The 26,384-nt window shown below is 65.4% G+C and carries 25 protein-coding genes; 5 read left to right on the forward strand and 20 right to left on the reverse strand.

The window, feature by feature from the left end:
- Window positions 1–3: 3 nt before the first annotated feature.
- Complete coding sequence (locus LZC95_32115) at window positions 4–441, reverse strand: OsmC family protein (GenBank protein ID WXA91087.1); 438 nt, start codon at window positions 439–441, stop codon at window positions 4–6.
- Window positions 442–466: 25 nt separating this feature from the next.
- Window positions 467–1,702, reverse strand: coding sequence for an acetyl-CoA C-acetyltransferase (locus tag LZC95_32120; GenBank protein WXA91088.1), 1,236 nt, complete (start codon window positions 1,700–1,702; stop codon window positions 467–469).
- Between the two features lie 94 nt (window positions 1,703–1,796).
- Here LZC95_32120 and LZC95_32125 point away from each other — a divergent pair, with 94 nt between their 5' ends.
- Together LZC95_32125 and LZC95_32130 are read left to right on the forward strand one after the other, a co-directional pair.
- Window positions 1,797–2,300, forward strand: a complete 504-nt coding sequence (locus LZC95_32125) for a hypothetical protein (protein ID WXA91089.1) — start codon at window positions 1,797–1,799, stop codon at window positions 2,298–2,300.
- On the forward strand, window positions 2,297–2,701 hold the full coding sequence (locus tag LZC95_32130; protein WXA91090.1) for a cyanoglobin: 405 nt from the start codon (window positions 2,297–2,299) through the stop codon (window positions 2,699–2,701). Before LZC95_32125 ends, LZC95_32130 begins: the two co-directional genes overlap by 4 nt.
- Before the next feature lies 1 nt (window position 2,702).
- Here the strand turns inward: LZC95_32130 and aroC are convergent, their stop codons facing one another.
- The 3 genes from aroC to LZC95_32145 are packed head-to-tail and all read right to left on the reverse strand — an operon-like array spanning window position 2,703 to window position 5,840.
- Window positions 2,703–3,803, reverse strand: coding sequence for a chorismate synthase (gene aroC / locus LZC95_32135; protein ID WXA91091.1), 1,101 nt, complete (start codon window positions 3,801–3,803; stop codon window positions 2,703–2,705).
- A gap of 43 nt (window positions 3,804–3,846) precedes the next feature.
- Window positions 3,847–4,824 (reverse strand): NAD(P)-dependent oxidoreductase, encoded by a 978-nt coding sequence (locus tag LZC95_32140; GenBank protein WXA91092.1) that lies wholly within the window; start codon window positions 4,822–4,824, stop codon window positions 3,847–3,849.
- 14 nt (window positions 4,825–4,838) lie between these two features.
- Window positions 4,839–5,840, reverse strand: coding sequence for an NAD(P)-dependent oxidoreductase (locus tag LZC95_32145; GenBank protein WXA91093.1), 1,002 nt, complete (start codon window positions 5,838–5,840; stop codon window positions 4,839–4,841).
- A gap of 73 nt (window positions 5,841–5,913) precedes the next feature.
- Between LZC95_32145 and LZC95_32150 the strand changes: the two genes are divergently transcribed.
- A complete protein-coding gene (locus tag LZC95_32150; GenBank protein WXA91094.1) occupies window positions 5,914–6,480 on the forward strand; it encodes a TetR/AcrR family transcriptional regulator in 567 nt (188 codons plus the stop codon).
- A 207-nt stretch (window positions 6,481–6,687) separates the two neighbouring features.
- Here LZC95_32150 and LZC95_32155 read toward each other — a convergent pair whose 3' ends face one another.
- Window positions 6,688–7,704, reverse strand: coding sequence for a hypothetical protein (locus LZC95_32155; GenBank protein WXA91095.1), 1,017 nt, complete (start codon window positions 7,702–7,704; stop codon window positions 6,688–6,690).
- A 4-nt stretch (window positions 7,705–7,708) separates the two neighbouring features.
- Entirely contained in the window at window positions 7,709–8,680 is a 972-nt protein-coding gene (locus tag LZC95_32160) for a hypothetical protein (GenBank protein ID WXA91096.1), read from the reverse strand.
- 110 nt (window positions 8,681–8,790) lie between these two features.
- Between LZC95_32160 and LZC95_32165 the strand changes: the two genes are divergently transcribed.
- Window positions 8,791–10,137, forward strand: coding sequence for a protein kinase (locus tag LZC95_32165; GenBank protein ID WXA91097.1), 1,347 nt, complete (start codon window positions 8,791–8,793; stop codon window positions 10,135–10,137).
- On the opposite strand, the gene LZC95_32170 is transcribed toward LZC95_32165, so the two are convergent.
- The 10 genes from LZC95_32170 to LZC95_32215 all read right to left on the reverse strand — a co-directional run bounded on the left by LZC95_32170 (window position 10,134) and on the right by LZC95_32215 (window position 21,228).
- Window positions 10,134–12,434, reverse strand: coding sequence for a pentapeptide repeat-containing protein (locus tag LZC95_32170; GenBank protein WXA91098.1), 2,301 nt, complete (start codon window positions 12,432–12,434; stop codon window positions 10,134–10,136). The genes LZC95_32165 and LZC95_32170 overlap by 4 nt on opposite strands.
- A gap of 5 nt (window positions 12,435–12,439) precedes the next feature.
- Complete coding sequence (locus LZC95_32175; GenBank protein WXA91099.1) at window positions 12,440–13,192, reverse strand: methyltransferase domain-containing protein; 753 nt, start codon at window positions 13,190–13,192, stop codon at window positions 12,440–12,442.
- 6 nt (window positions 13,193–13,198) lie between these two features.
- A complete protein-coding gene (locus LZC95_32180) occupies window positions 13,199–14,023 on the reverse strand; it encodes an NAD(P)H-binding protein (GenBank protein ID WXA91100.1) in 825 nt (274 codons plus the stop codon).
- A gap of 67 nt (window positions 14,024–14,090) precedes the next feature.
- A complete protein-coding gene (locus tag LZC95_32185; GenBank protein ID WXA91101.1) occupies window positions 14,091–15,296 on the reverse strand; it encodes a hypothetical protein in 1,206 nt (401 codons plus the stop codon).
- A 45-nt stretch (window positions 15,297–15,341) separates the two neighbouring features.
- Complete coding sequence (locus LZC95_32190) at window positions 15,342–16,436, reverse strand: hypothetical protein (GenBank protein ID WXA91102.1); 1,095 nt, start codon at window positions 16,434–16,436, stop codon at window positions 15,342–15,344.
- An 18-nt stretch (window positions 16,437–16,454) separates the two neighbouring features.
- Entirely contained in the window at window positions 16,455–16,931 is a 477-nt protein-coding gene (locus LZC95_32195; protein ID WXA91103.1) for a DoxX family protein, read from the reverse strand.
- 1,418 nt (window positions 16,932–18,349) lie between these two features.
- On the reverse strand, window positions 18,350–18,694 hold the full coding sequence (locus LZC95_32200) for a transposase (GenBank protein ID WXA91104.1): 345 nt from the start codon (window positions 18,692–18,694) through the stop codon (window positions 18,350–18,352).
- A 1-nt stretch (window position 18,695) separates the two neighbouring features.
- Complete coding sequence (locus tag LZC95_32205; protein ID WXA91105.1) at window positions 18,696–19,034, reverse strand: hypothetical protein; 339 nt, start codon at window positions 19,032–19,034, stop codon at window positions 18,696–18,698.
- A gap of 1,196 nt (window positions 19,035–20,230) precedes the next feature.
- On the reverse strand, window positions 20,231–20,605 hold the full coding sequence (locus LZC95_32210; protein WXA91106.1) for a YciI family protein: 375 nt from the start codon (window positions 20,603–20,605) through the stop codon (window positions 20,231–20,233).
- A gap of 65 nt (window positions 20,606–20,670) precedes the next feature.
- Window positions 20,671–21,228 carry a TetR/AcrR family transcriptional regulator gene (locus LZC95_32215; protein WXA91107.1) on the reverse strand — a complete coding sequence of 186 codons (558 nt, stop codon included), beginning with the start codon at window positions 21,226–21,228 and terminating at the stop codon, window positions 20,671–20,673.
- A 139-nt stretch (window positions 21,229–21,367) separates the two neighbouring features.
- On the opposite strand from LZC95_32215, the gene LZC95_32220 reads away from it, so the two are divergent.
- On the forward strand, window positions 21,368–22,210 hold the full coding sequence (locus LZC95_32220; protein WXA91108.1) for an alpha/beta hydrolase: 843 nt from the start codon (window positions 21,368–21,370) through the stop codon (window positions 22,208–22,210).
- Window positions 22,211–22,213: 3 nt separating this feature from the next.
- Here LZC95_32220 and LZC95_32225 read toward each other — a convergent pair whose 3' ends face one another.
- The 3 genes from LZC95_32225 to LZC95_32235 are packed head-to-tail and all read right to left on the reverse strand — an operon-like array spanning window position 22,214 to window position 26,373.
- Window positions 22,214–23,284 (reverse strand): serine/threonine protein kinase, encoded by a 1,071-nt coding sequence (locus tag LZC95_32225; GenBank protein ID WXA91109.1) that lies wholly within the window; start codon window positions 23,282–23,284, stop codon window positions 22,214–22,216.
- A 36-nt stretch (window positions 23,285–23,320) separates the two neighbouring features.
- Window positions 23,321–24,667 carry an amidase gene (locus LZC95_32230; protein WXA91110.1) on the reverse strand — a complete coding sequence of 449 codons (1,347 nt, stop codon included), beginning with the start codon at window positions 24,665–24,667 and terminating at the stop codon, window positions 23,321–23,323.
- The gene (locus LZC95_32235; GenBank protein ID WXA91111.1) at window positions 24,667–26,373 is read right to left on the reverse strand and encodes a hypothetical protein; all 1,707 of its coding nucleotides are present in this window, start codon (window positions 26,371–26,373) and stop codon (window positions 24,667–24,669) included. Before LZC95_32235 ends, LZC95_32230 begins: the two co-directional genes overlap by 1 nt.
- Window positions 26,374–26,384: the final 11 nt, after the last annotated feature.

Raw genomic sequence — 26,384 nt, forward strand, 5'->3', positions numbered from 1 at the left:
GAATCAGCCGACCAACTTCGCCGACAGCGTGATCGGCGTGGCCGAGAGGGCCTTGGACACGGGGCAGTTCTTCTTTGCCGCGTCGGCCAATTGTTGGAACTTCGCCTGGTCGATGCCCGGGATGTTCGCCTCGAGCTCCAACGCGATGTTCGTGATGGCGAAGCCTTCGCCCACCTTGTTCAGATCCACGTTGGCGGCGACGCGGAGCTCTTTGGGGGCGTGGCCGGCGTCGCTCAATGCAAACGAGAGCGCCATGGCGTAGCAGCCGGCGTGGGCGGCGGCGATGAGCTCCTCTGGGTTGGTGCCGGCCTTGCCGTCTTCGCTTTGGAAGCGCGTTTTGAATGAGTACGGCTGATCGCGGAACACCCCGCTTTGCGTCGTGAGCGCGCCCTCGCCTTGTAGACCGTTGCCCTTCCAGACTGCCGTGCTCTTTCGAATCATGGTCGTCTCCTCTCGTGTGGGTCGATCAAACGCGCTCGAGAATCGTGGCGATGCCCTGCCCGCCGCCGACGCACATCGTAATGAGCGCCGTGGCCTTTCCACTTCGTTCGAGCTCGTCGAGCGCCGTGCCGAAGAGCATAGCGCCGGTCGCGCCCAAAGGATGCCCCAGTGCAATGGCTCCGCCGTTCACATTCACACGGTCGTGCTCGATGCCGAGCGCGCGCGTCACCTGAAGCACGACACCGGCAAAGGCTTCGTTGATCTCCCACAAATCGATGTCGCGTGCGGTCATGCCCGCGCGGCGCAGAGCCTTCTCGCTCGCCGGGGCCGGCGCCGTCAGCATCAACACGGGCTCGCTTCCAATCGTGGCCATCGCCCGGATGCGGGCACGCGGCTTGATGCCGTGCTCGCGCACATACCGCTCGGACGCGAGCGCCACCGCGGCGGCGCCATCGACGATGCCGCTCGAATTGCCTGCAGTATGCACATGATGAATCACCCCAGCCGCCGGGTACGCCGCGAGCGCAATCTGGTCCAACGTCTCGCCGTTCGGTCCCACGACGGCCTCGCCCATACCGACGAACGATGGCTTGAGCGCCGCCAGCCCCTCGGCCGTCGTGTCGGGCCGCGGAAATTCATCGCGCTCCAGCGCCACGGCGCCGGTTGCAGGATCGCGCACGGCCAACAGCGACCGGGCGAAGCGCTTTTCCTCGATGGCCCGTGCCGCATTCCTCTGCGAGCGCAGCGCCACGGCGTCCACCTCCTCGCGCGAGAAGCCCTCCAAGGTCGCGATGAGATCCGCACTGATGCCCTGCGGAACCTGAAAGAGGCGTTTGCGCAGTTCCAGATTGCCCCCGTCCTGCCCGCCTCCATCGGCGCCCATCGGCACGCGCGACATGCTCTCCACCCCGCCGGCGATGGCCAGGTCCATGGCGCCGGACGCGACCGCCATCGCTCCGAAGTGGATCGCTTGCAGGCCCGACGCACAGAACCGATTCAGCGACACCGCCGACACTTCGTTCGGCCAGGCCGCCGCCAACACAGCGTTGCGCGCAACGTTCGCACCTTGGTCGCCCACCTGGGAGACACACCCCGCGATGACGTCGTCCACCTCGCGTGCCTCGAAGGTGCCGCGCCGTTCGAGCTCCTTCAGGACTTGCGCGAGCAGCTCCTGTGGGTGAATCCCCGTGAGCGCTCCCTTGCCCAGTTTGCCTCGCCCGCGCGGGGTTCGGACGGCATCGATGATGTAGCTCGTGCTCATGACGGTCCTTTCGTACAGCAAATATTACAGTGATAATATTATGTCCGCACTTCGTGCCGTCAAGGCTCGCCGGTCTGTGGCATGTTCACGCCCGATGTCCCTTTCCGAAGAAGCATTTTCCGCCTTGGTCGAGGGTGGCTGCGACGCGTGCCCGAGTAAGAAACTGACCATCGAAGCGCTGGTGGCGCAGAAGCTTCCGCTGCTCGGTGGAGAGGTCTACGGCGCGCCCTCGTGGGGCTACAAAGGCGAAGACCTGGTGCGCGGCACCTTTCTCATCGCCTGCGCGGCCTGCAAGAAGGAGCTGTTCTCGGCCACCGCATGCCCGCGCTGCCAGGCCGACGGTGGCGTTGCGCGCGCGCTCGATCAAGAGAACGCGTTTCCTCTTCCCGCGAGCTGCGGCCGCTGCGGCAGCGAAAGGCTCAGCGCATTGGCCTTCGTGCCGGCCACTGTGGTCTACGAAGGCAAGCGCGCCAACAAGGCCCGCACGCACGTCGCTCCCGAGGACGCGGGCTTCCACGCGTACCGCGTCGAATGCCTCGATTGCCGCGCCCTCGAAGAGCGCCGCAATCCGTGCCCTCTCTGCGCGGGGCAGGCATGATCAACGCCAAACGCACCCCCTTCGAGGTGCTCGGAGGGCAAGACGCCGCCATGGCTTTGGCGAAGCGCTTTTACGATCACATGGACGAACACGAGCCGGAGCTCGTCGCCGTGCATCGCCGGGACGAATCGGGCCGCGTGGCTGCGGTGGTGCGCGAGCACTTCACCGCGTTCCTCGTGGAGTGGCTCGGCGGGCCGCCGATGTACTCGCCGGTCCATGGCCACCCGCGACTTCGCATGCGCCACATGCACGTCCCCATCGGTAACCAGCTTCGCGATGCGTGGCTTCGCTGCATGGGCGCCGCCCTCGAGCACCCCAGCGTCGACCCGGAGGTGCGCGAGTACCTCACGCGCCGCTTCGCCGACGTGGCGGACTTTCTTCGCAATCGGCCGGAGAGCTAAATCAAGTATCGCGGGACAACGGCCATGCGACGCCATCGCCGTTTTGCCCGCGGTGGCGAAGAAATGCGTCGGCGAGGACGATGGCCATCATCGCCTCGCCCACCGGCACCGCGCGGATGCCGACGCATGGATCGTGGCGGCCCTTGGTGCGAACTTCGACCTCGTCGTTGTAGCGATCCACAGAGCGTTGCAACGTCAGAATGGAGGACGTGGGCTTCACGGCGAAGCGCGCGACGATGCGTTGCCCGGTGGAGATCCCGCCAAGGATTCCGCCCGCGTGGTTCGAGAGGAATGTCGGAATCCCCTGCCCCGCGCGCATTTCGTCCGCATTGCTTTCACCTTCGAGCGCGGCGGCCGCCATGCCTTCGCCGATCTCCACGCCCTTGACCGCGTTGATGCTCATGAACGCGCTCGCGAGCTCTGCATCGAGCTTGCCGTAAATGGGCGCGCCCCATCCCGCGGGCACGCCATCGGCCGTGACCTCGACGATGGCACCGCACGACGAACCGCGCTTGCGCACGTCGTCGAGGTACGTCTCCCAAGCGATGGCGGCCTTGGGATCGGGGCAGAAAAACGGGTTCTCGTCGATGGCGGCATCGCTCCAGTTCGCGCGATCGATGCCGTTCGGCCCGAGTTGCACCAATGCACCGCGGATGGTCACGCCGGAAAGGACTTTGCGGGCGACGGCGCCGGCGGCCACGCGCATGGCGGTCTCGCGCGCGGACGAGCGACCGCCGCCGCGGTAGTCACGGATGCCGTACTTCGCGTCGTAGGTGAAGTCGGCGTGCCCTGGCCGGTAGCGGTCTTTGATCTCGCCGTAGTCCTTGGAGCGCTGATCGACGTTGTCGATGAGCAGCCCAATGGGCGCCCCGGTGGTCACGCCGTCCATGACGCCGGAGACGATGCGCACGGCGTCGGGCTCGCGCCGCTGCGTCGTGAAGCGGGACTGGCCGGGGCGCCGCTTGTCGAGAAAATGCTGAATCTCGGGCTCGGCAATGGGGATGCGCGGAGGGCATCCATCGACGACGCAGCCGATGGTGGGACCGTGGCTCTCGCCAAACGTGGTAACGCGGAAAAGGTGCCCGAAAGTGTTGTGCGACATCGATCGGGCGAAGCCTACCACGGCGCCAGCCTACGGCGCGGGCTCAGCGTTCGATGCGCGTACCGAACTCCTGCATGCGCTCGACGACGTAGCCCGGGTCGAGCAGCGACTCGGGGTGGTAGAGGCCCGCCGCGACCTCTGGCCCGCCGGCAAGTCCGAGCAGGCGCTCCACCGCGAAGGCCACGCCGCGCGCGCTCGTCTCGGAGTGGCTCACCGCATCGACGAGGGCGTACCGAAAGCGCCCCGTGCTGCCGTCCTTCTTCGTGCCCGCTATCTCCAGGATGCTCTCGTGCGAGAGCCCATCGCCCGCGCGGAGTGCGTAATCGATGCGCACCGATTTCGCGTCGGTCGCCGCGGCGAGGCTCGCCACGTCGAGCAAGGGTAAGGCGCGCCCCTGCCACTCGCGACCATCGGCACCTGTGAATCGGCGGTTCGCATCGTCCTCGCCCGCCCAGAGCCATTGACCATTCTTGAGAATCGGCGGCCGCGAAACGGCGCCGCCGAGGCGGTCCATGTCGACCTTTGCCGCGGGCCCGCCCGAATCGCGCTCATCGGCGACCACGCCGATGTCGATGGACTCGATGGTGCGAAACTCGCGCGCGAAGTGAAGCGTCGCCAAGGTGACGGTGCCGCCGTGGGCGTGGCCCAAGAAGAGAACGGGCGCCCGCTTCGGCGCGTGCACGTAAAGGGCCACCTCGGGGCCAATGTCGAAAAACCAATCCGAGAACGAGACGTAGGGCAGCCCGTTGGCCTGCGCATACTTCATCGTGTTCAGCGTATCGTCCTTCAAAAGCACGACGACGGCGCTATACTTTTTCCCCTCGGGAAGCCCGAGATCGCTCCGCGCCAAATCGACGCGCACCGCCTCGGCGAGATCGGACTCCTCGGCGGCGGCTTTGGCCTTGGCGAGATCGCGCCCGCCGATGGCAATGGGCTGTTTGGGCTGCAGTTTGCGAAATGCTTTGGCGAAATAGCGGCCGACTTTACCCGACCCACCAATGACCAATACGGGATCTTTCATATTCAAATGACTCCTTATTTCGAACTACGAAACTGCATGCCAAATTCCTTCAGGCGACGAACCATGTATTCCGGCTCGATGAGCACCTCGGGCAGGTAAAGGCCGGGGCCGACCGCCGCGCCTGCAAGGCCGATGAGGTGCTCTACGCCCACGGCCACCCCGAGGGCGGTGACCGGTGCTTGCCCCGCGGGGTGCACCAGATCGTGGCGAACGCGCCCCGCCGTACCGTCGGCGAGCTCACCGCTCATTTCGATGACGATCTCCGTGGAAAAAGGCTCCCCCCTGCGACGGCTCGCCGTCTTGCCCACCGCGAGATCGAACCGGATGGAGTGCGCCTGCGTGGCCGCCGCGAGGCTCAATACATCGAAGGGTGAATACGCAGAAGCCTCCAGCTCCACACCGTCCACATCCAAAAGGCGCCGCTTGGCGTTGTCTCCGCCAGCGGATATCCATTTACCTCGAGCGAGAATCAATGCATTCGCGCCCACGGTGGTCATCCGATCGAAATCGGCCGATGCGGCTGGACCGCCCATGTCCTCCTCGTCCAGGTGCGCCGCGAGTTCGATGGTGTCGAGCTTTCGAAACGCGCGGGCAAACAAAAGCGCGGGCAACACGACAGCGCCCACGAGCCATTGGCTGGCCATGAGAATGGGCGCGCGCGCAGGCTTTTGCGCGTAAAGCGCGACCTCGGGTGCCATTTCGAAGGTGCCCGTCGAGATACTCAGGTACGCGGCGCCCTGTTCTTGGGCGTAGCGAAGCGCATGGAACGTCTCGTCTTTGAGGAACATGGCCACCGCGGAGAACCTCTTTTCAGGCGGCAGCCCGAGATCGCGCCGCCCGAGATCGACGGCGACCCCCTCGACGGGCCCGCCGATTTCTCTGGCGAGGGCATCGGCCTTTCGAAGATCGCGCCCGCCGAGGGCGAGCGGCAGCTCCGGATGGAGGCGGCGAAGAATCTTGGCGGTTTGGGAGCCGACGACGCCGGTCCCTCCGAGGATGAGCACGGGGTTTTTCATGGGGCAGTCACCTTTGTTACCATCAGTAAGTTACCTTTAGTAATGTGGTCGGCGCCTGCTACTGTCAAGCGCGATGCAACAGCGACTGCCGAAGGCCCAGCGCCGTGAGCAACTTCTCGAGACCGCGATGACCATCGTCCGCGAGGAAGGGACGGATGCGTTGACCTTGGGCTACCTGGCCGAGCGCGCGGGCATCAGCAAGCCGATCGCATATACCCACTTCACCACGCGGTCGGGCCTGCTGATTGCGCTGGCCAAACAAATCGACGACCGCGCACTCGTCACCTTCCAGGAGGCCTGCCGCGCGCCGAAGAAGCTCAAAGAGCTCGCACGCGTGGCCGCCGCCTCGTACATGCATTGCTACACGACGCTCGGCCCCGAGTGGCACGCGATCTGGGCCGCATTGAAGGGCGATGCCGAAACGGACGGCTTTCAGCAGGAGCTGGTCGATCGCTATGCGAACGTCATTTTCGAGACGTTCGGGCCCTTTTCGGAGCTACCAAAGGACGAACTGCACCTTCGCTCCGTCGGTATCGTCGGTGCCGCCGAGGGCATCTCCCGCGAGATGCTTTCGCACCGCATCAGCGAAGCCACGGCCTCCGCGACCTTGGCATCGCTCTTCGTCAAATGGCTTGGCTAATCGGTGTGCACGCTCCTCGAGCAGAAGAAGAGATTGAACAGGGAGGCGGGGAGGCGGGGAGGCGGGGAGTTTTTTGTTTTCAATCGGCCCATTGAGCCAACTGGCAACCCACAAAACCAGCCTCGGTGCGCGGTGGGATTTGTGCCGTATCCCTCCCCGCCTCCCCCCCTCCCTGTTCAATCCTCTCTTCGGGTGCCGCGAGACTCGCTAGGGCGGATTCTCCGGGGCCTGGCCGGAACCGTTGTCGCCCCAGCAGGTGGCGCGGCCATCGGTGAGCACGCCGCAGGCATGAAGGTCGCCGCCCGCGATGTCGCGGTAGGTGCCGATGCGCGCGTTGGTTTGGCCGGAGCCGTTGTCGCCCCAGCAGCGCATCCCCTCCTGCAACGCGCCGCACGTGTGCGACTTGCCGACGCCGACCCTTGTGAACGTGTCCTCGGGCGCGCTTGCCTTGCCGGAGGCGTTGTCGCCCCAGCAGAGGATTTTCCCGTCCGTGCGCAACGCGCACGTGTGGTTGTACCCGGAGGAAATCTGCCGGAACGTGCCCGGCGGCGGGTTCGCCTGGTTCACGTCGTTGCGCCCCCAGCACATGAGGATGCCGGTGTCGCGGATGCCGCACGTGTGGTACTCGCCCGCGGCAACCTGCTTGAAAAGCTCGTAGGGCGGCGTCGATTGCCCGGCGCCGTCGGAGCCCCAGCATTTCACGTAGCCATCGGCGCGCACGCCGCACGTGTGGATCAAGCCCGAGGAGACTTGTTTGAACACGACGCCATCGGGCGGCGTCGATTGGCCGCTGCCATTGGTGCCCCAGCAGGCCACGGTGCCGTCGGTGCGGACTGCGCACGTGTGGTAACCGAACGCCGATATTTGCTTGTATTTTCCAGGTGCCGGCGTCGATTGCTTGAAGCTGTTGTCCCCCCAACAAACCGCCGTTCCGTCGCTCTTCAGACGGCAGCTGTGCGAGATGCCGGCGGTGATGATCTGCGGCGGCTCTTTGTCCTCGGGTGGCTGTGCGTCGGCATCGCGTTCGTCCCGTGCGTCCTGCACGTCGCCATCGGAGATGGGGCCGCCCTCGCGCGGGTCGCGACCATCGGGGCCCGCGTCCAGCGTGGGGCCTCCGTCCTCGCCGGGCGGAGTGTCTTCGCCGAGCGGGCGATCGGTGTCCACACCGAGGAGCATGCTGCATCCACCAAGGGCCGCCGCGGCCAGCACGAGCAGGAGTCTCACGATGTCAAAACTCCGCCGTGAGGTGCAGCGTAAGGCCCGCGCGGGCAGGCTGCGTCGTTACCAGGACGCGCTTGTCGAAGGGGCGTGCAATGAGGAAATACGTGCCGGCACCAATCCCCGCGAGCGCCGCGCCGAATCCGACGGTGCTCCAGAGGCTTGCCCGATCGAAGGAGCGCTCGGCGTCGTAGCCTTCAGCGTCGCATCGGGTGGCGTTGCAGTGCGAGTCGATGGTGCTCTTCTTGGAGATGGCCTGGAGGCCGAAAATGCTGCCGATCGCGAGGCCCGCGCCGCCAACGCCAAGGGCGATCCAGCCCAAGGTGCGGCTTGGTCCCGAGGCTTCGTGCTGAACGAAAACGGGCGGCGGTGGTGGCGGCGCCTCCACCTTCTTCTTCTCTTCGACGATGGGCGGCGAGTCAACCACGGGCGGAGCGTCGCTGGGCGCGACGGAAAGCTCTTTGGTCTCGCCTTGCGACAATCGAATCGTGTACGTGCGCTCGGCTTTGCCCGGGGCCGTCGCCATCACCGTGTGCTCGCCGGGATCGACGCGAAGCGGCTGACCGACGGCCTGGGGATCCAATTCGATGCCGTCGCGAAAGACGCGGGTCTGCGGCGGCGCGCTCTCCGCCACGCGAAGTGCCAGGCGCGCCATGTGACTTTCGGCTGTGGCCGCGCGTTCCTTCGCGTATGGCACGCGAGGATCACTCGGTCGAAAATGCGTGACGGCAAGCCGGAAATGCTGCGCGGCCAGTCCGAGTCGCCCGAGGTGCTCCTCGCAATCGGCGAGGTTCAACAGCGTGCCCGGCGCGGGCTCGAGTTGCTGACTCTGCTCGAACTTCGCGCACGCGGTTTTGAAGTCTCCGCGCTCCGCCGCCTGCTTGCCAGCCCGAAAAAGAGCTTCCGCCGTGGTGTCGTCCGCACGTGCAGCCGTCGTGATCGTGCACGCCGCGAGCGCAAAGATAAGCAGCCTCCCTGACATTTTCACCGTATACGCGATCGTGCGCAGAACCTCCCCTGGCGTGGAAGGATACACGACGATACCCGACGGCAGTGGACGCTGGTTCAGCTTTGATCCATCCTCCGCAAAAGATGCTTCATGACCCGCGAGTACCGGACCCTGCGGGCGCAGCGCACGTCGAGAGCTTCGCCCCAGGGGACATCGTTGCCGAACGATATCGGCTCGATCGCATCGTGGGTGAAGGCGGAATGGGCATCGTGTGGGCGGCGACGCACCTCATCACGGGCCGCGCGGTGGCCATCAAGGTGCTCAAACGCAACGGTCCCGAGGACGCCGCACGCCTTCTGCGCGAGGCGCGGGTGGCCGCATCGCTTCAACATCGAAACATCGTTCAAGTGTTCGATCTTTGGCAGCTGCCCAACACCGGCGTGCTGTTCATGGTCATGGATCTCTTGCGCGGTGAATCGCTGGCCGAGCGCCTTCATCGTGAGCGGGCGCTCAGCCTCGCGGCGTCGGCGGAGATCCTCTACGAGGTGGCATCGGCCTTGAAGAGTGCCCACGCGCAGGGCTTCGTGCATCGCGATCTGAAGCCGGACAACATCTTCCTCGCGCAGGAAAACGATGGGCTCACGGTGGTAAAGGTTCTCGACTTCGGTCTGGCGCGGCCGATGGATCCCGAGGTGAGCCCCCACGTGACGAGCAGCGGCGCCGTGACGGGTACGCCGCACTACATGGCGCCGGAGCAGGTGTTCGGCGAGAAGCAGCTCGATCGCGCCGTGGACATTTGGGCGCTCGCCATCGTTTGGGTGGAGTGCCTCACGGGGCACATGCTTTTCGACGGGGAGAACTTCGGCCAGATTTTCCGCAAAATCGCGCTCGGCGAGCATGCTCCGCTCGAAACGGTGCTCGAAGGCTTTCCGCCCGAGCTGGTGGCACTGATTGCGCGCATGCTGGCGCGCGAGCCGACGAAGCGCCCCTCGGACGACGAGGTTCTCGGCGGGTTGCGGCACCACCAGGCCGCCGGCTCGCGCGTGCGTTCGCGGAACGAGACGCCGATGGCACCGCGGGCGGTGGCGATGGAGACCGCCGTGGCGCGCTCGTTCTCACCGTCGCCGCTTCCGACGGTGCAGCATACGAACTTGGTCACCTCGGTGGACGCGCGAAAGACGACGTCGTCGAGCAAGCCGATTGCCCTGGCCGCGGCGGGGTTCACGTTGCTGTTGCTGGTGGGCGGCTCGTTGGCCGTTCGTTCGTGGTGGGCGGCGAGGGCGGATGTTGCACGCCCGCCCGCGGCGGTGTCGGCCTCGAGCCGTGCCGAAGCCACCGTGGTTGCGGAGCCACCGCCACCTCTGACGCCGCTCGTGGAGATCCCCACCACGACGCGCGATGCGGTCGATGCCGGTGCGCCGGCGCCGCACCCGGTGAAGGCGCGTCCGCCGAAAGGGGATTCGAAAGACTACCTCGACAAGCGCTTCTAACGCGGAACCCGTGCACGGCGGAGGGTCGCGCGGGCGAGGTTCGCGTAGGTGAAGTCGCTGCCCTCGAAGTTCGCCCCATCGAGGCGTGCCGCGCGCAGGTCCGAGCTGCCCAAGTCGCAGCGGAGCAGGCTCGCGTAGCCGAAGTCCGCGCCTTCGAAGTCGGCGGCCACGAGGCGGACCTCTTCACCGGTGCACCTCGACAAGATGGCGCGACGCGCGTTCGCCCCCATCCAGTTGCCGCGTGAGAGACGTGCGCCCTCGAGCACGGCGCGCTCGAGTTGGGCGCCCATCAAGTTGGCATCTTCGAGGTGGGCGCCGGTCAAATCGGCGCCGGCGAGACGCGCTCCCAGCAACGTGGCACCATTCAGCACGGCGCCTCGCAGGCGGCAGCCTCGAAGATCGGCACCGGTGAAGTCCGCCCCGGCGAGCACGGCGTTCGAGAGATCGCGTCCGCGAAGATCGACGCCGACGAAGGGCGGCTGCGGGATGGTCGCGGCCGGCGCTGGAAGGCCGAGCCTGCGAAGTTGCCCGGCGGCATCGAGCCGGGACGGTGGAAAATGCGACGAAGCCCGCTCGAGGCGTTCTTCGTCGGGGAGATCCTCGATGAGTGCGAGCATGGCGCCGCGAATGGCCGGCGCGACGACGTGCTCGCAAAGTTCGCGCGAGCTGGCGCGCGTTCGCGGGTCGTCGCTTCGGAGACCGCGATGCACGCGGTCGAAGTTCTCGTGCGGGTGCCAGAGGTCGAGCACGCGAAAGAGATGCGAGGTGGCCTCCGTCTCGCGCTCGCGCAAGGTCGTCAGGAGCTGCGCGTGACCGCCGTCGCGTGCATCGCGTGCATCGCGTGCGAGCACCACGCGCGCCTCGAGGCTTGCGAAGGCGTCCCGCAAGGCGCGGTCCGCCGCCAGCGAAAGCGCCACCTCCGGAATGCGCTGCGCGGGATCTTCCGCGTGCAGATGCACCAGCTCGCGCAAGCTTCGATGGCGGACCTCCTCCTCCGGCGCATCGAGCATCAGGTCGATCAGCGCCGGCGCCGCCGCCGAGGACTCGAGCCCGCGGGTCGCCTCCGGATCGAGGTGGCTCTCACGGAGCGTGGCTCGAAAGATATCCAAATAGTGGCGCCGCACGTCGAGGGTCACGGCCACCCACCCAGCGCCCAGCGCCACGACGGCCACGCCCAGAATCGCGCGCGGTGCCCCCAGCGCCGCAACGAGCAAAATCGCTGCCGACGCAACGGCCTGCCCACCCCGCTGCCCCACGAGATCGACGAGGGGCTTCACCCGCGCGCGGTGCTCGTCCGCCATGGGCAAGAAGAGCAGCTCCACGCTGGTGCGGTGAAGCGAATGTCGAAGGCTGCCGTCGGCGCCCTTCATGAGCAACGCCGCGGCCAAGGTGCCTGAAACGGCGAACGCGGAGCCGCCGAGAACGACCAGCACCGGCAAGACGAGCAGCGCACGATGCACGCCGATCACGCGAAGCAGCCAACCCGAGCCAAAGACCTGCACGACGAGGGCGAGCGCGCTCATCACGAACGACGTCGTCGCGAAAAATGCTACGAGCTCCCCTTGGTGAAACTGCGCTTGCGCGGCAGCCTTGAAGAGGTAATCGACCAAGGTCAGTGCGACGGTTCCCAGAAGAACCAGCGCCAGAATGCGCCTCGCATACGGGTCGGCGCGAAGCTCGTAACCCGCCGCCTGGGGCCGTTCACGCACCTTCTCTCGAATGGGGCCGTCGCAGCGCGCCAACGCCCGCGCCGGCCCGAGCGCCGTGATCAAGAAGAGCAACCCCGCCGCCAATACCAGCGCCCGCGCATCGATGACGAAGGCCAGGGCGCGTGCGCAGGCCGCCCCCGCGACGGCACCGAGGACGCTCCCCAGGCCGATGAAGCCGAAAAGGCGTTTGCCATCCGAGATGGTGAACCGCGCTCCGAGCGCGAGCCAAAATCGCAGCACGATCCAAGCCGTGGCCACGCCGGTCCAAAGGTAGAGCGCAATCACGATGCCGGGATGTACCGTGCGATGAAGCGCGATGCCGAAGGCCGTGGTCCCGGCGGCCACGAGAAGCAGCGGCCACGTCGAGAAGTGCTGCGCGCGACCGCGATCGAAGCGCGAGAGCAAAAGGCCGCACGCAGCAATGGAGAGGATCATCCACGCGAGGCGCGATGCCGGAAGCTGCGCGAGGAAAAGCGCATCGCGCGCCGTTTCGAGCAACGTGTGCGCCGCGGTGGTGCCCAGCAACGTGAGGAACGCCAGGAGCGCCGTGTTGCTGTCCCCTTTTCGGAAGTCCAGCAGGGGCCGCATGAAGACTACGGTTTGACGGCGACGATGCGCAGGCGACGGTAGTCGGCGAACCAGCAGCCATCCCGATGCAGTTGCGGCTCGAGACGTTGGCTCACATCCGCGAGAAGCGCGTCGGCGTCGGCATCGGCTACGCCGGCCAGAAAGGCGTGCCCGAACATGCGAACCCAGTTGGCCACGCCGTCGTCTCCTTCGAGCTTCGTCGGCCGATCGAAGAGCGACGCCTGGCGCACCTCGAGCCCTGCGTGTTCGAGCACGGCGGCGTACTGCGCCACCGATGGGAAATACCAGGGCGAAGGCGCCGGCGGCAGGCCGATGTGCGCGCGGGATGCCTGCACCCCCGCCACCAGGATGGCCACGTTGCCGGCGCCGCCGAGCTCCGCGACGAAGCGTCCGCCCGCCTTCAACGCGGCCGCGATGGATTGCGCCGCGGCATCGGCCTCGTGCACCCAGTGCAGGGCCGCATTGCTCACCACCGCGTCGAACTCGCCCTCGAAACCGAGCGAGCGCGCATCGGCGACCCGCAAGTCGGCATCGGTGTATTTTGCACGCGCCCGTGCGATCATGTCCGGGCTGGCGTCGACCCCCACCGCGTCGACGCCGCGCGCACGCAGCTCCGCCACGTGGTCGCCGGTGCCGCACCCGACATCGAGCACGCGCTCACCCGGTTTGGCGGCCAGCACCTCGAACAGATCGGCCCCATACTGCGCGACGAAGGCGTGCTTCGCGTCGTAGAGCTGCGCATTCCACACGAGTCCCATTGGCGCTCATCCTACGCCAATGACCTCCCGCTTCCACTCTTCATACGCGTGGCGGATGCCCGCGGGGACGTTGGGAAACCGCGGATGCCATCCGACGGAGGCGCCGCGCGTTTGCAGGACGGCGACATCGCGCTCGAGAACATCGCACGTGTGCTCGCGAAATTCGGCGGGGGCCCCGCTCGCGATGCCGCGGCAACCGACGGCGCCGGCGATGGCTTCGGCCAGGGCACGTGCCGTGAGGGGCTGGCCGTCGACGCCTTCGAAGATGCCGCGACCTTGGTGCCGCACGATGGCGTGGAAAAGGCTCGCGGCGTCATCGCGATGGATCGCCGACACGCGGGCACGTCCTTCGCCCATGTAAAACGAGGTGCCATGGGCTTCGGCGGCGGCGAAGAGGTCGGGCATCGTTCCTCCGAGCCCGCCGTAGACCATCCCCAGGCGCACCACGGAGGTGGCCAGGCGCTCGTGCCCCGCCGCCACCACCTCGCCCTCGAGGGCAAAACGCCATGGCGAGCGGTTGTAGGCGCTCGAGGCATAGACGAACGCGCGCGGAGCGGCCGCGAGAAGGGCGCGGGTTGCACGCACGTCGGTGTCTTCGCCGCGTGCGTCGTCGAAGGCGGTGTGCACGACGGCGTCCGCACGCCGCACGGTTTCGCCGTGGCGATGCAGTTCTTCCAACGTTCCGACGATGGGCACCATGCCGCGTTCGCGCACCGCGCGCGCTTTGTCTTCCGTGCGCACCAATGCCATCACCTCGACCCGAGCCGCCAAAAGCTCTTTTGCGACGGCCGCGCCCACGTAACCCGTGGCCCCCGTGAGAAATACGTTCATGCTCGCTACGGTGGCTCCGGCGGCGAGCCACCGCTGTCGAAATCTTGCTCGGGTCGGGCAGCGAAGATCAGCAGCCGTTCGCCGCGATGATTTTCTGCGCGATCTGGCGAAACATGGGCGCGGCCGTCTTCGGCCCGCTGTAGCCCGAATCTTCGCGGGCTACGACGCCGGCGAGGATGACGAAGCGCGGCTTCTCGGAGGGAAAGGTGCCGGCGAAGGTCACGTAGCTCCAGCCCTCCACGTCTTCGCCCGAGCCCGTTTTTCCGGCCACATGGCATCCGGGAATGCGCGCGGTCTTCGCATGCGCGTCGTCGCGATCGACCGTGGCTTCGAGGATGCGCATCTCGGCTTCGGCGGTCTCGTGACGAAGGATGCGCTGCGGCTCCGGCTTGCCCTCGTAAACGATGCGGCCCGAATCGTCCTTCACGCGCCGCACGAGCGTGGGCCGTTGGTAGACGCCGTCGTTGACCACGCTCGCAAACCCCATGACCACCTGCAACGGGCTCAATGCGAAGCCATGCCCGGCACCCAACGCCGCCGTTTGATACGGCGTCAGCGAGGAAAACGGCTTCAAATTGCCCGCGCGCGCGCCTTGGAGCTCGACGCGAGGGACGTCGAAGAAGTGAAAGCGCCGGAAGGCCTCACCGAGCCGCTCCTTGCCGAGGCCGAGCGCGATTTTGCCGGCGGCAATGTTCGAGGAGAATACCATCATGTCCGTCGTGGACATCTCCCCGTGGGGGGATCCGTCGGTCAGGATTTGGCCGTCGATGAGGGCTTTGCCGTTGTCCCCTTGGAATTTCTGATCGACACGCACGGAGCCCGCATCCAGTGCGGCCGCCAAGGTGAACGTCTTGGTCACGGAGGCCGGCGTGTACTCGCCCCGCACCGCGAGATCCCACGCGTCGTCCTGCTTCCCGTGCCGCCTTCCGCGGAGCGCGAGGATCTCGCCCGAGCGCGGATCGACGACCACCATGAGCGCCTCGCGCACCTGCGGATCCTCCGCCATGCGCGACACCGCCTCATCGGCCCACGCGGAAATCGTCGGGTCGATCGTGAGCTCGGTGACGTGCGGCCCTTTTACGAGGCCCGATGCTTCGAGGTAGGTATCGACCTGGCCGCGCAGCCCCTGAGGAATGCGCGAGTCTTCGGCCGGGCGCTGCGCGGACGATACGGAAAGCGACGGCGCCGTGCCTGCAGCGGGCGACCCGCCGCATGCTGCAACCGCGGAAAGCAAACAAAGCACGACCCCTTGCGCCAAATGGAATTTGCACATGAGGGCTACTTAGCCACATGCTAAAAATTTAGCAAGACATCGGTGCTATTTTCTTAGCATCACCAACACGGCGTCCACGAGGGCCCCAGAAAGCGGGATTCCCCGCTCCCGCAGCGACTGAGCGTGCAGTTCGGCCTGGGCACGGTGCGCGCGATCCGCGGACAGCTTTTCGTACAGCTCGGCGAGGCTGGTCGATCCATTGATCCAAGACGAAACGAAGCGGTGCACGGAGAAGGCCAGATCATTTTCCTCCGGCTCGATGTACCGCCCACCGCGGAACTCCTGCACGAGCGAGACGATGGCCTCGCGCGTTTCGGTGCGGTGAAACGATGGGGTGAGGCGCCACTCGTACGAGGTCGATGGCTCGATGGTCACGATGCCTGCGGCGTCGAACGTGGCCATCATTTCTGCAAAAGGCAAATCGCCGAACGACACGCGGTATCCCCCCGGAGCGGCGAGCGAAGCCGCCGGGCGTCCGACCACGCGGGCCGTGCCCTGCAACGAGAGCACCCTGCCCCGCTGGGCAAGACCGTCGCCGCTCCCACGGACACCGACTCGGTCCACGCAGAACGACAGATGCGCGCGGCCGCGCAACCAATTGAACACCGCCGCGACCGCAGCGACCACGCCGAAACTGCCCACGACGAGAAGGAGCAGGCCCAGTGCGGCGAACATCGCGAGCGTCCAAATACGCCTCTCGCCCTCGAAATAGGGCCCAATCGTGATGCCGGCGCCCAACCCCGCGATGCCGCCCGAAACGAGAAACCAGAGGATGCCGGCGAGGTTTCCGTCACGTTCGACGGAGAAAACAGTCTCACGCTCGCAGGGCGGCTCTCCACAACACGGACACGTCACGTTGCTGGGCGTGAGCTCTCCACACACGAGGCAATGCTCCAGAGCCTCGGCGGGCAGCTTGCGCGCCATGGGCTGCGCAAACAGCATTCGGACCCCCACCATGAAAAAACCCAACGCGAAACCGAGAGAAAGCAGCACCACCGCAACCTCGGCCACCTTGTTCCCGATGCTTCCCGCCGGGCCGCCATGAAGCATGGCCACGACGGGCGCGCCAAAGAAAACGGAGAAGCAAAGACAACCAAAGACGAAGAGGAATCGGTAGCGGCGATCGAGCACACCGTCCATGTGCTCATTCTATCCGCTTCAACGCGCGCGGGCGGAGAGCATCGGCTTGTAAGCATCGCGGTAAGCCCAAGCCAAAGCGATCTCCAAGGCCACCAGGACCGCTGCGAACGCCACACCCGAGGGTGCGAGAAAGGCGTGGAAGGCGAAGATGTTCACGACGATTGGCGCGAGCAGTGTCAGCGCGAGCGGGACGAAACGATTGGCCAGTAGCAGCGCGCCCACCAGCACTTCCGTTCCTTTGATGAGCTGAAACATGTAGCCCGAGCCGACGAGACCACCCGCGAAAGCGGCCGCTCCTTCCGACATGGGCTCGGTGGGCTGCGGGAAGAAGTGGAAGAAGAAGTCGAGCCCGCAGACGAAGAACACGAGGCCGAGGGACACGCGCCCTGCTGCCACGAGGTAGCGGCGAACGCGATCGCGTTTGACGTTGGTGGCCGTCACGTTGGTGCTGTCGATGACATCGAGGGTGTTCGTAACCGATTGCGTGGTGTTCATGATCATTTCTCCGTGCTGTTGTTGTTCGAGGTTTGAAGGGGAATTCGTCTAGGCGGACGCGGTCACCCGTAACGCCAGCCAAGGGCGGGCATTTCGTAGACGGGCCGTCCGCCGGAGGCCCAACGGTTCGGCAGTTCGTCCAAGTCGTCTTGCCGAATCTCGACAGAGCGCGATCGCGCTCCGGGGTTACGGCTGCTGTTTGCCGACCCCAGGGCAGAGGCCGGCGATTCGTGTTGCCACGACGTCGTCGCTTTCATGACGCGCTCCTCGTTTTCGACAGGGACCTTCGACCACCTCGGCCGAATCTCCATCCCTGCCTCTGTGAACTCGTCGTGCGAGCCGCCCCCGGATCGACACGACCCTCGATCTTTTTTTCGCGACCGCCGCCCCGGCGTTTTCGCGCCCTCTTTGACGCACCGCTCCGGCGCGTCAAATAAAGAGCATCTCAACCGCCAACGCGCCAAGGCCGCCAAGAATGAATTTCTTCAAATCCTTGGCGTCGTGGCGGTTCGCGCCTTCCACGGTCTCAACCGCAAGGCGCCAAGAACTGAATTTCTTTCAAATCCCTGGCGGTCTTGGCGTCCCGTTTCCCTATTGCGCCAATGGCTGAGTCCCTGCAGCAGCTTGCGGCTCAGGTCGCATCCCCGACGCGCTCCGTGGCGAAGGGGGAGCCTTCCGGGGTTCAGCCGCAAGGCGCCGAGAACTGAATTTCTCCTCAAGGCGAGCGATAACGTTTTCTTCGTTTTCGTTCCAGGTCGAGAAGGCTTGGTCGGGGTGCGTTTGGAAGTGGGCATGGACGTGTCCTTTGCGGCCGTGACGCGACGGCCGGTATGGGAATGGGCGCCTGGATGGCGAAGCTGCGAGCTACCTCTCGATTGACTCTTCGCGTTCATCGGACAGCCCTATGGGCTTTGCGAGGCCCGAGACGCAGTATGGGATTCGAAAAGCGGAGCGAGTCGTAATTTGCGGTGCGACGTTGAGCTTCCAACACGTCTCCAAGACGCGCGCGGTCATCGCTTCCAAATGGGGTGCTCTTGGCTGTCGCGCTCAAGGCGCATCGTTGAGGGGGACGTGATGACCTTGCGGGTTACATCGCGCCCTTCCTCGACGTCTTTTTGCGCGGCGTGGACGGTGCGGACGCGGAGAGCGTCTTACCCGCACGTTCGCGGCGCGAATCTTTTGGCTACGCGTGCCATCGCCTCGGCGCGCAGCTCGGCGCTCTGGGCGGCGACTCGCAGTCCTTTCGCGCTCTCACGAGCTCCGTAGGCTGGGTCGTACACTGTTCCGTCTCGCCACATGGCCCAGAGCACTCCAGCAAGCTTTCGCGCCAAGGCGACAGCGGCGATCTTTTTTCCTTTTTTGCTGCTCTTGGCCACGCCCAAGGCCCACCGCCGCAGTGGATCGTCCTTGTCGCCAGCTCATAGGATCTGCCACGCGGACTGCACGAGCATCTTGCGCGCATGCCTGTTGCCGCGTTTGGTGATGCTGCCAAGTCGTCGATTGTCGGGGCCTCCGGTCGTGTGTTTGCTCGGAGTCAGCCCCAAATACGCGCCTACCGCGCTTGCATTTGGAAAACGCTTGGCTTCGTCGATGACCGACACGAACGTGGCGGCGACGATCACTCCAACTCCGGGCGCCGTTGCGCACTGGCGGATGACGGGATCCTTCTCAGCGACGCGCGCGAGTTCGGCGTCCACCAACGCGAGCTGAGTTTCGGCGATTCGAAGCGTTGCGACCAAGGGCGCGATGAGAGTGCGCGTCATCTCATCGAGTTTGGGAGGCTTCGAGCTTTTCCAAAAAATTCTCCGTGCTCGACGACGGAAGCAAAACCCCTTCGGCTCGTGCCAGTCCACGAATGATCACCACCTGCCGTGCGCGCATGTCGACAAGCTCCCCGCGCACGCTCAGCTTGGCCCGCAGTACACGCCGCTCCGGCGAGAGCACGTGTGCGAGAGGAACCCGTCCCGCATCCAAGGCCAACCCGATGGCGTCGGCGTCGAGTGCATCATTCTTGCGGCCGTGCGCACCGACACCGATGCACCTGACGCGGGTGGTGTCGAGCATCACGGGTTCATTGCCCCACTGCTTCATGGTGTCGTGCACATGCCAGCCTTCCCGGCAGGCTTCGAAAGCCACCCGTGCCGGAGGCGTCCCTTCCCCCAGCAATGGCTCCAGCTCCGACAAGCGTCGGACCGACCCCCGCTTCGTGACGCCCCCGCTCGAAACCTCAGAAAAAGCAATATGGCGCGCGCCTAAATCCAAACCTACGATTCGCAAGACTGACCTCCCTTGAGCCCCAAGCCTTCGGGCAACCAATTGTGCCTTCGAGCACGCGGGGGTGTCGCTAGCTTCGGCTACCGACGGAAGGTCAGTCCCTTTCTTCTCCGCCAGGACGGGACGGGCTCTCGCCGGTTCATCCCATCTGCGGTTCGATTTCCCTATTGCGCCAACGGTTGAGTCCCTGTTGCAACGGCAGCTTACGGCTCAGGTCGCATCCCCGACGCGCTCAGTGGGGGAAGGGGCCTTCCAGGGTTCAACCGCAAAGCGCCAAAAGCTGAATTTTTCCAAATCCTTGGCGCTCTTGGCGTCTTGGCGGTTCGATTTCCCTATTGCGCCAACGACTGAGTCCCTGTTGCAACGGCAGCTTACGGCTCAGGTCGCATCCCCGACGCGCTCAGTGGGGGAAGGGGCCTTCCAGGGTTCAACCGCAAAGCGCCAAAAGCTGAATTTTTCCAAATCCTTGGCGCTCTTGGCGTCTTGGCGGTTCGATTTCCCTATTGCGCCAACGACTGAGTCCCTGTTGCAACGGCAGCTTACGGCTCAGGTCGCATCCCCGACGCGCTCAGTCGCCAAGGGGGCCTTCCAGGCATTCGCGATTCGCGATTCGCGAATCGCGAATCGCGAATCCATGAAGACCCCCCGCCCCCGGCGGGGGGTTTCAATGAGATCAAAATGCGGCCCGCCCCTCCCGACGCGGAATGCCATGTGGCGCGACGAGCGGGCGAGAGCCCCCCGACTCCGGCGGCGGGGTTTCAATGAGATCAAATGCGGCCCGCCCCTGCGGGCGCGGAATGCCATGCGGCGCGACGAGCGGGCGAGAGCCCCCGACTCCGGCGGCGGGGTTTCAATGAGATCAAATGCGGCCCGCCCCTGCGGGCGCGGAATGCCATGCGGCGCGACGAGCGAGCTGTAATGCGGGGAAGCATGGCATGAGCACCCGCTTTGGGGCGGGCAGCAGCGCGAAATGGGCTCAGTGAGAGCACGGGAGAGCGCTGCCGGGTGGGGCAGGCTCTCAGGCTCTAAACACCGAGGGCGCGGCGGACTTCGTTGAGATCCTTGAGGGGGCGCACTTCGATTCGGCCGGTGCGTGACCAGGGGAACTGTTTGGCGATCTCGACGGCTTCGTCCATGTTTTCGGCCTCGATGAGGTTGAAGCCGCCCAAGTACTCTTTGGCTTCGCTGAAGGGGCCGTCGACGATGGTCATCTTGTTGTTGCGGACGCGCAGCGACTTGCTGATGGACGGCGCCTCGAGTTGCTGCGAGTCGAGCAACTTGCCGTTCGAGCGCAGTTCGTCGGCGTGCTTGAAACAGCCGCGCATCAGCGTGTCGGCCTCCCCGGCGGGCAGCTCCTGGAGCAGAGAGTCGTCGTTGTAGATCATCACCAGGAATTTCATGGCGCTCCTCACTCTCTTTCACGAAGTTGCGGATACGATCACGCAGCAAGCCAAAGTAGCATGGCCTATAGCTCGGATGCGAGGAGGGTTTCCGCCACTTTTTTGGCGACTTTTGCCGCATCGAGCTCGCCGTTCATCATGGCTGTGACGAGTGAGCCCTCGAGCAGCATCATGATCTGACGCGCGAGCTCCGGCGGGTGCTTGGCCCCCGCCTCCTCGGCGAGGCGTTGTGCGTAATCGCGCACGGCATCTTTGTGTCGCCTCGCCGCGCGGTGCAGCGGGGAGTCGAGCGCACCATACTCGGAGGCCGCCTTGACGAAGATGCAGCCCGCGAAGTCTTTGGAGAGCCACTCGGTGTAGACGTCGAAAAGCGCGAGGAGTCGGCGGCGCGGCGACTTCGCGCGCTTTTCGGTTTCACTGATGATCCATGGCCGGTGCTGCTGGTCGCAATGCTCGATGACCGCGGCAATGAGGTCGTCTTTCGAGCCGAAATGCTTGTAAAGCGTCATCTTCGCCACGCCCGACTCCGCCAGGATTTTGTCGATGCCGGTCGCGTGGAAACCATCCCGTAGGAACAGGCGTATGGCTGTTTCGATGAGTGCCGCTCTTCGTTCGGACGACATGTCGGTCAAAATAAATAGACAGACAGGTCTTGTCTAGAGACAGACCTGTCTGTACATTCATTCTCGACAGCACAAACGTCCAATACGGACCTGAACCGAGGCCCATCAATGGGTGGGTCTGCGAAAGGAACATCGAATCATGAGCATCAAGCCCGTTTCTGCCATTGCTACCGTTCTCATGCTGGGCGCTGCCGCCATCGGGTGTGCGACGACCCCGCCTCCGGCCGCGCAGGCGGAGACCACCTCGCAGCGAACGGTCGATCCGTCGAAGCCCACCGTGGTCCTGGTGCACGGTGCGTTCGCGGATTCGTCGAGCTGGAATGGCGTGGTTTCGCGGCTGCAGCAGCGCGGCTATCCGGTCATTGCGCCGGCGAACCAGTTGCGCGGTGTGGAGACGGACGCGGCGTCGGTCAAGAGCGTACTCAAGAGCGTGACGGGCCCCATCGTGCTGGTCGGGCACTCCTACGGCGGCGTGGTCATCTCGCAGGCCGCGAAGGACGAGCCCTCGGTGAAGGCGCTGGTGTACATCGCGGCGTTCATTCCCGAGGCAGGCGAGAGCGCGGTCGACCTGGCGACGAAGTACCCCGGTGCGAAATTCAGCCCGGCGACGCTTCGCTCGGTGAAGTACACGATGGCGGACGGCAAAGAAGGAAGCGACACGTACATTCGGACCGAGGCCTTCCGCGACGTGTTTGCCGCGGACGTTCCCCAGGACACGGTGGCCTTGATGGCCGCAACGCAACGGCCGGTCGAGATCGCGGCGTTGAATACGAAGTTCACGGGCACCCCGGCGTGGAAGAGCGTTCCCTCGTGGGCGCTGGTGGCCAGCGGCGACAATGCCATTCCGGCCGCCTCCGAGCGATTCATGGCCGAACGGGCCAAGGCGCACATCGTCGAGATCAATGCGTCGCACGCAGTTTCGGTGTCGCAGCCCGAGGCGGTCGCGAACATCATCGACGAAGCTGGCCGCAGCGTGAAGTGAGCCTCAGTGGTGCCGGAGAAAGCGAAATCCGGCGAGGCCGAGCACCGCGAGGGAGAGGATGATCATGACTACGAACGGCAGGTGAGCCCGAAAGGTCGGCTTCGGCTTTGCCGGTTCCAATGCAGGTGCCGGCGCCGGCGCGGGATCCGGCGGGATCCATATTTGGGTCTTCATCTCCGCGGAATACGGCGCAGGCTCGGGCTCTCGTACCGTGGGCGGCGCCGCGCTCATTGCAGCCGACGCGAAGGACGCAAGCCAATGCGCCAACGTGGTCACATCCGCGACGCGACGCGAGAGATCGCGCTCGAGGCAATGCGCGAGCACCGCCTCCAACCCCGCGGGAACGTCGGGTCGCAATTGCCGTACGGGGTGCGGTGTCCTGTGCATCACGGCCATGATCGTGCCGCTCAGGGAGTTGTCGATGAAGGGCGTAACGCCGGTGAGCATTTCGTAGAGAATGACGCCGATGGACCAAATGTCCGTGCGATGGTCGACGCTCTTCGCATGAACCACTTGCTCCGGCGACATGTACTCCGGTGAACCGATCATGGTCTCCGTGGTCGTGAGACCCTCGACGCCGTAGACCTTCGATACGCCGAAATCGAGCACTTTGACCACCTCCGAGCCATCGGCCCGGCGGTGCAAAAAGACGTTCGCCGGCTTGAGATCGCGATGCACGATTCCGTGGCGGTGCGCTTCGGCGACGCCCTGGAGTGCCTGCAGCAGAATGTCGACCGCCTCGCCCACGGGAAGACGCCCGCGACGTTGCAGCAGTTCGGCGAGATCCATTCCCTCGAGCAGCTCGAGGACCATATAGGGGATGCCTTCCGGGGTGTGTCCGGCAGCATAGACGCGCGCCACGTGCTCCCCTTCCACACGGGCGGCGACGCGCCCTTCGTTCACGAAACGCGTCGCCGCCTGCGGTACATTGGCGATTTCCGGAAGAAGGACCTTGATGGCCACTCTTCGCGCGAGATCGATGTCCTTTGCGGCGTACACCGCCCCCATGCCGCCCGCGCCAATCATTCTTTCGATACGGTATTTCCCAAGAAAGAGATCGCCGACGGCCAACATTGCGCCGACTACTTTGCGCCTCGAACCGCGGCCTGACTACCCCTTGCGCAAAACCTCGATGGCGAGGGCGACCGAGAGGATGCGCTCGTCTTCACCGCTCGGAACCGAGAGGAGAAAGCTCGTCGGCAGCCCCGCGGCATCGAGTCCAGTGGGAAGGGCCACGCCCGGCATGTCGAGAAAGCTTCCCACCATGGTGAGTCGCAGCGTGGCGAAATTCGCCTTGAAGAAGAGGTCCATGTCGCGTTCCAACGGAGCCAATTCCGGCGCCACGTGGGCCACAGTCGGAAGGATGACGACGGCGCCGTCGAGTTCCTGGCGTACCCGCTCGATGAGCCGTTCGCGCGCCCACAGGAGCTTCACGTAATCCGACGCCGTGAAATTGCGTGCAACTTCCAGCCTTTTGCGAACCCGTGGATCGAGGCGCTCGACATCGGGCGAGGCCATCAATGCCTCGTGGACGACCAGGGCCTCGGGCGCCGCCAGCCAACCGAGATGCTCGATGAGGCCGAGCACCTCGTGCAGCGACTCCACGCGCCGGAGCTCGATCCGTGCGCCGCGGCGTCGCAGTTCATCGACCGCTGCCTCGAGGTTCGCGCGCACGCCGGGCTCGACGCGCGCATCGTGCAGAATGCCTTCGTCCACGACGAACCGCTGCTGGGCCAGATCCACGGGAGCCAAGGCTGCGGTGCGGCCCGAAAAGATCGCATCCAGCGCGATGCAGTCCTCGACGCTGCGTGCCAGCGGCCCAAGCGAATCGAGCGTGCGCGAAAGCGGAAAGACGCCGTCTTGCGCATACCGGCGGCTCGAGGACTTGAACCCCACGAGACCGTTGAACGCCGCCGGCACGCGGATCGATCCCGCCGTGTCGGTGCCGATGGCCACAGGCGCCGCGCCCGCGGCGACGGCCACCGCGGAACCCGACGACGAGCCTCCCGGCACGCGCGCCACCTTCGCATCGTGCGGATTGCGCGGGGTGCCGAAATGCGGATTGAGCCCGATTCCCGAGTACGCAAACTCGACCAAGTTCGTTTTTCCGAGGCAGACCAACCCCGCTTGGCTTGCCAGGTCGACGAGCTTCGCATCACGCTCCGCGGGTGCATGCGATGCAAACACCGCTGCCCCCGCGGTGGTCACCGTACCGCGAACGTCGAAGAGATCTTTCCACGCCACCGGCACACCATCGAGCGCGCTCCGCGGCGCTCCCTGCCGCCAGCGCTCGGCCGATGCCGCCGCCTCGGCCCGCGCCCGCTCCGCCGTGAGAGCAATGAAAACGTGCTCGGTCGTCTCCGCCTTGGCCAGGTAATGCTCGAGCGCCTCCACCGGGTTCGTCGTCCCCGCTCGGAACGCACGACCCAACTCGGATGCGGTGATCGCGGAATCCATTACCGGCATCCTCGCCCATCGGTGACCTTGGTGAGAAGGCCGTCCGCGCTCTCGATGGCGCGGCTGTAGCAAGTGCCCAGCAAATCGCGCTCGAAGAAGCTTTGCGAGCTCTTCTGCCCTTCCGGCCCGATGGCCTTGCCGGCCGCGTCGAAGAGCAAGGTGTTGGTCGTCGAAACCGCGTTCGTGCGCAAGTGCGGGCGGCGTAGCACGCCGTTTTCCGTCACCATCTCGCCCAGGCTCGATCGCTGATCCACCGTGGTGCGCTGCTCGCTGGTCCCGTCCGCGTGCGTCGTCGACACGTAGTCGAGATCGAGCGGCCACTCGGCGCCCGACCACGTTTGCGTCGCCCCGCTGCGCCCGTGCGTATTCGTGAGCGCGGTGATCTTCGTCTTCTGCACGATGTTCTGCGCATACTTCGACGAGGAAATCTCGAAGCGCTGCGCATTGGAGAAATCCACCGTCTGCACGATCTCCGTGTGGACGCGGCCGTGCGACGTATCGACCCATCCCGCGATGGTGAAGCGGCGCGAGGCATCCACGTTGACCGTCGCGGTGACGGCGCCGTCGGGTGCAGTCTGCACGTTCTTCGTCGTCACCGGCGAAGGATCGGCCGCCAGCGTGTCGACGATGACTTGACCTTTGGTGCGCTTCGAGCCGCGGTCGAGATGGAGGAACAAGGTCCCCGTCGTCGAGAAATAGTCGTTGGCGCCGTAGACGCCGATGGATACCTCGTGCGGCTTCCCATCGCTCAGCACACCGGCAAACGGCGTGAGATCGACCCGATAGGGGGTGAAGTTCAAGGTCTCCACACCGACGATGGGTCGCCACAAATACGGGTCGATGGCGCCGGTGTACAGCCACGGATAGACCGGCGCAACGCCCGCGGGCTTGCCGTCGATGGTGACGAGCGTCTCGCGAAAGGCCCCTCCCCCGCACGATTGCAGCGGACCGGTCACGTCGTCCGGGACGCACGTGTACCAAAATTCATCGTGCGATTGGCTCTGCGCGATGACATCGAGGTACGCGCGTTCGACGTTGGTCGGAAAGGTGAAGGTGCGCGCAAGCCGGCTCGTTCCATTGGCAAGGTTCACCACGCCACCGACAGCGCTGTCGGACAACGGTAGAACGACGTCCGGCGTCTCCGGGGCGCGCTCGCGCGCATCGAGCGGATAAAAGAGAATCCGCGCGCTGCCGGTGATGATTCCCGTATACGTATCATTGACGACATTACCGAGGATGGTCTGCCCGGGTTGCGCCGACGAAAGGAGCGCGCGATAATCCGTGAGATCGCGCTCGACGTGCCAGGTGCGGGCCACGTTGCGCGAAGGCTCCGACGTCGTGCCAAAATAGACATTGGCCCCGCCAATCCACACATTGGCGGTGCGATCGAATTGTCGACCCGCCGTTACTTGCCAATCCGACTCGAAAACGACTTTGGCCCAAGGCCCCGTGCAATCTGCCGGGGGTGCATAGGAAAATGGCTTCGGATCGAAGTTGGTAAAGGCCACATCGTTGAAAAGCGGCACCACGCACGGCTTCGTGCGGGGACGCGTCACCGGCGGATCGGCGGTCGCCGTATCGGCAGACCCGATGGGCGGCAAAGCCCCCGCTTTGGGGGCCGTATCTGCCAGCGCCGGAACGGTCCACAGCGCGAAGAGGCCAGGAACTGCGATGAGAAGCGTCGGCCATCGGCTCATGCTGGTCATGGGCGCGCGAG

It is taken from the genome of Sorangiineae bacterium MSr12523, assembly GCA_037157775.1.
Classification (GTDB): Bacteria; Myxococcota_A; Polyangia; order Polyangiales; family Polyangiaceae; genus Pendulispora; species Pendulispora brunnea.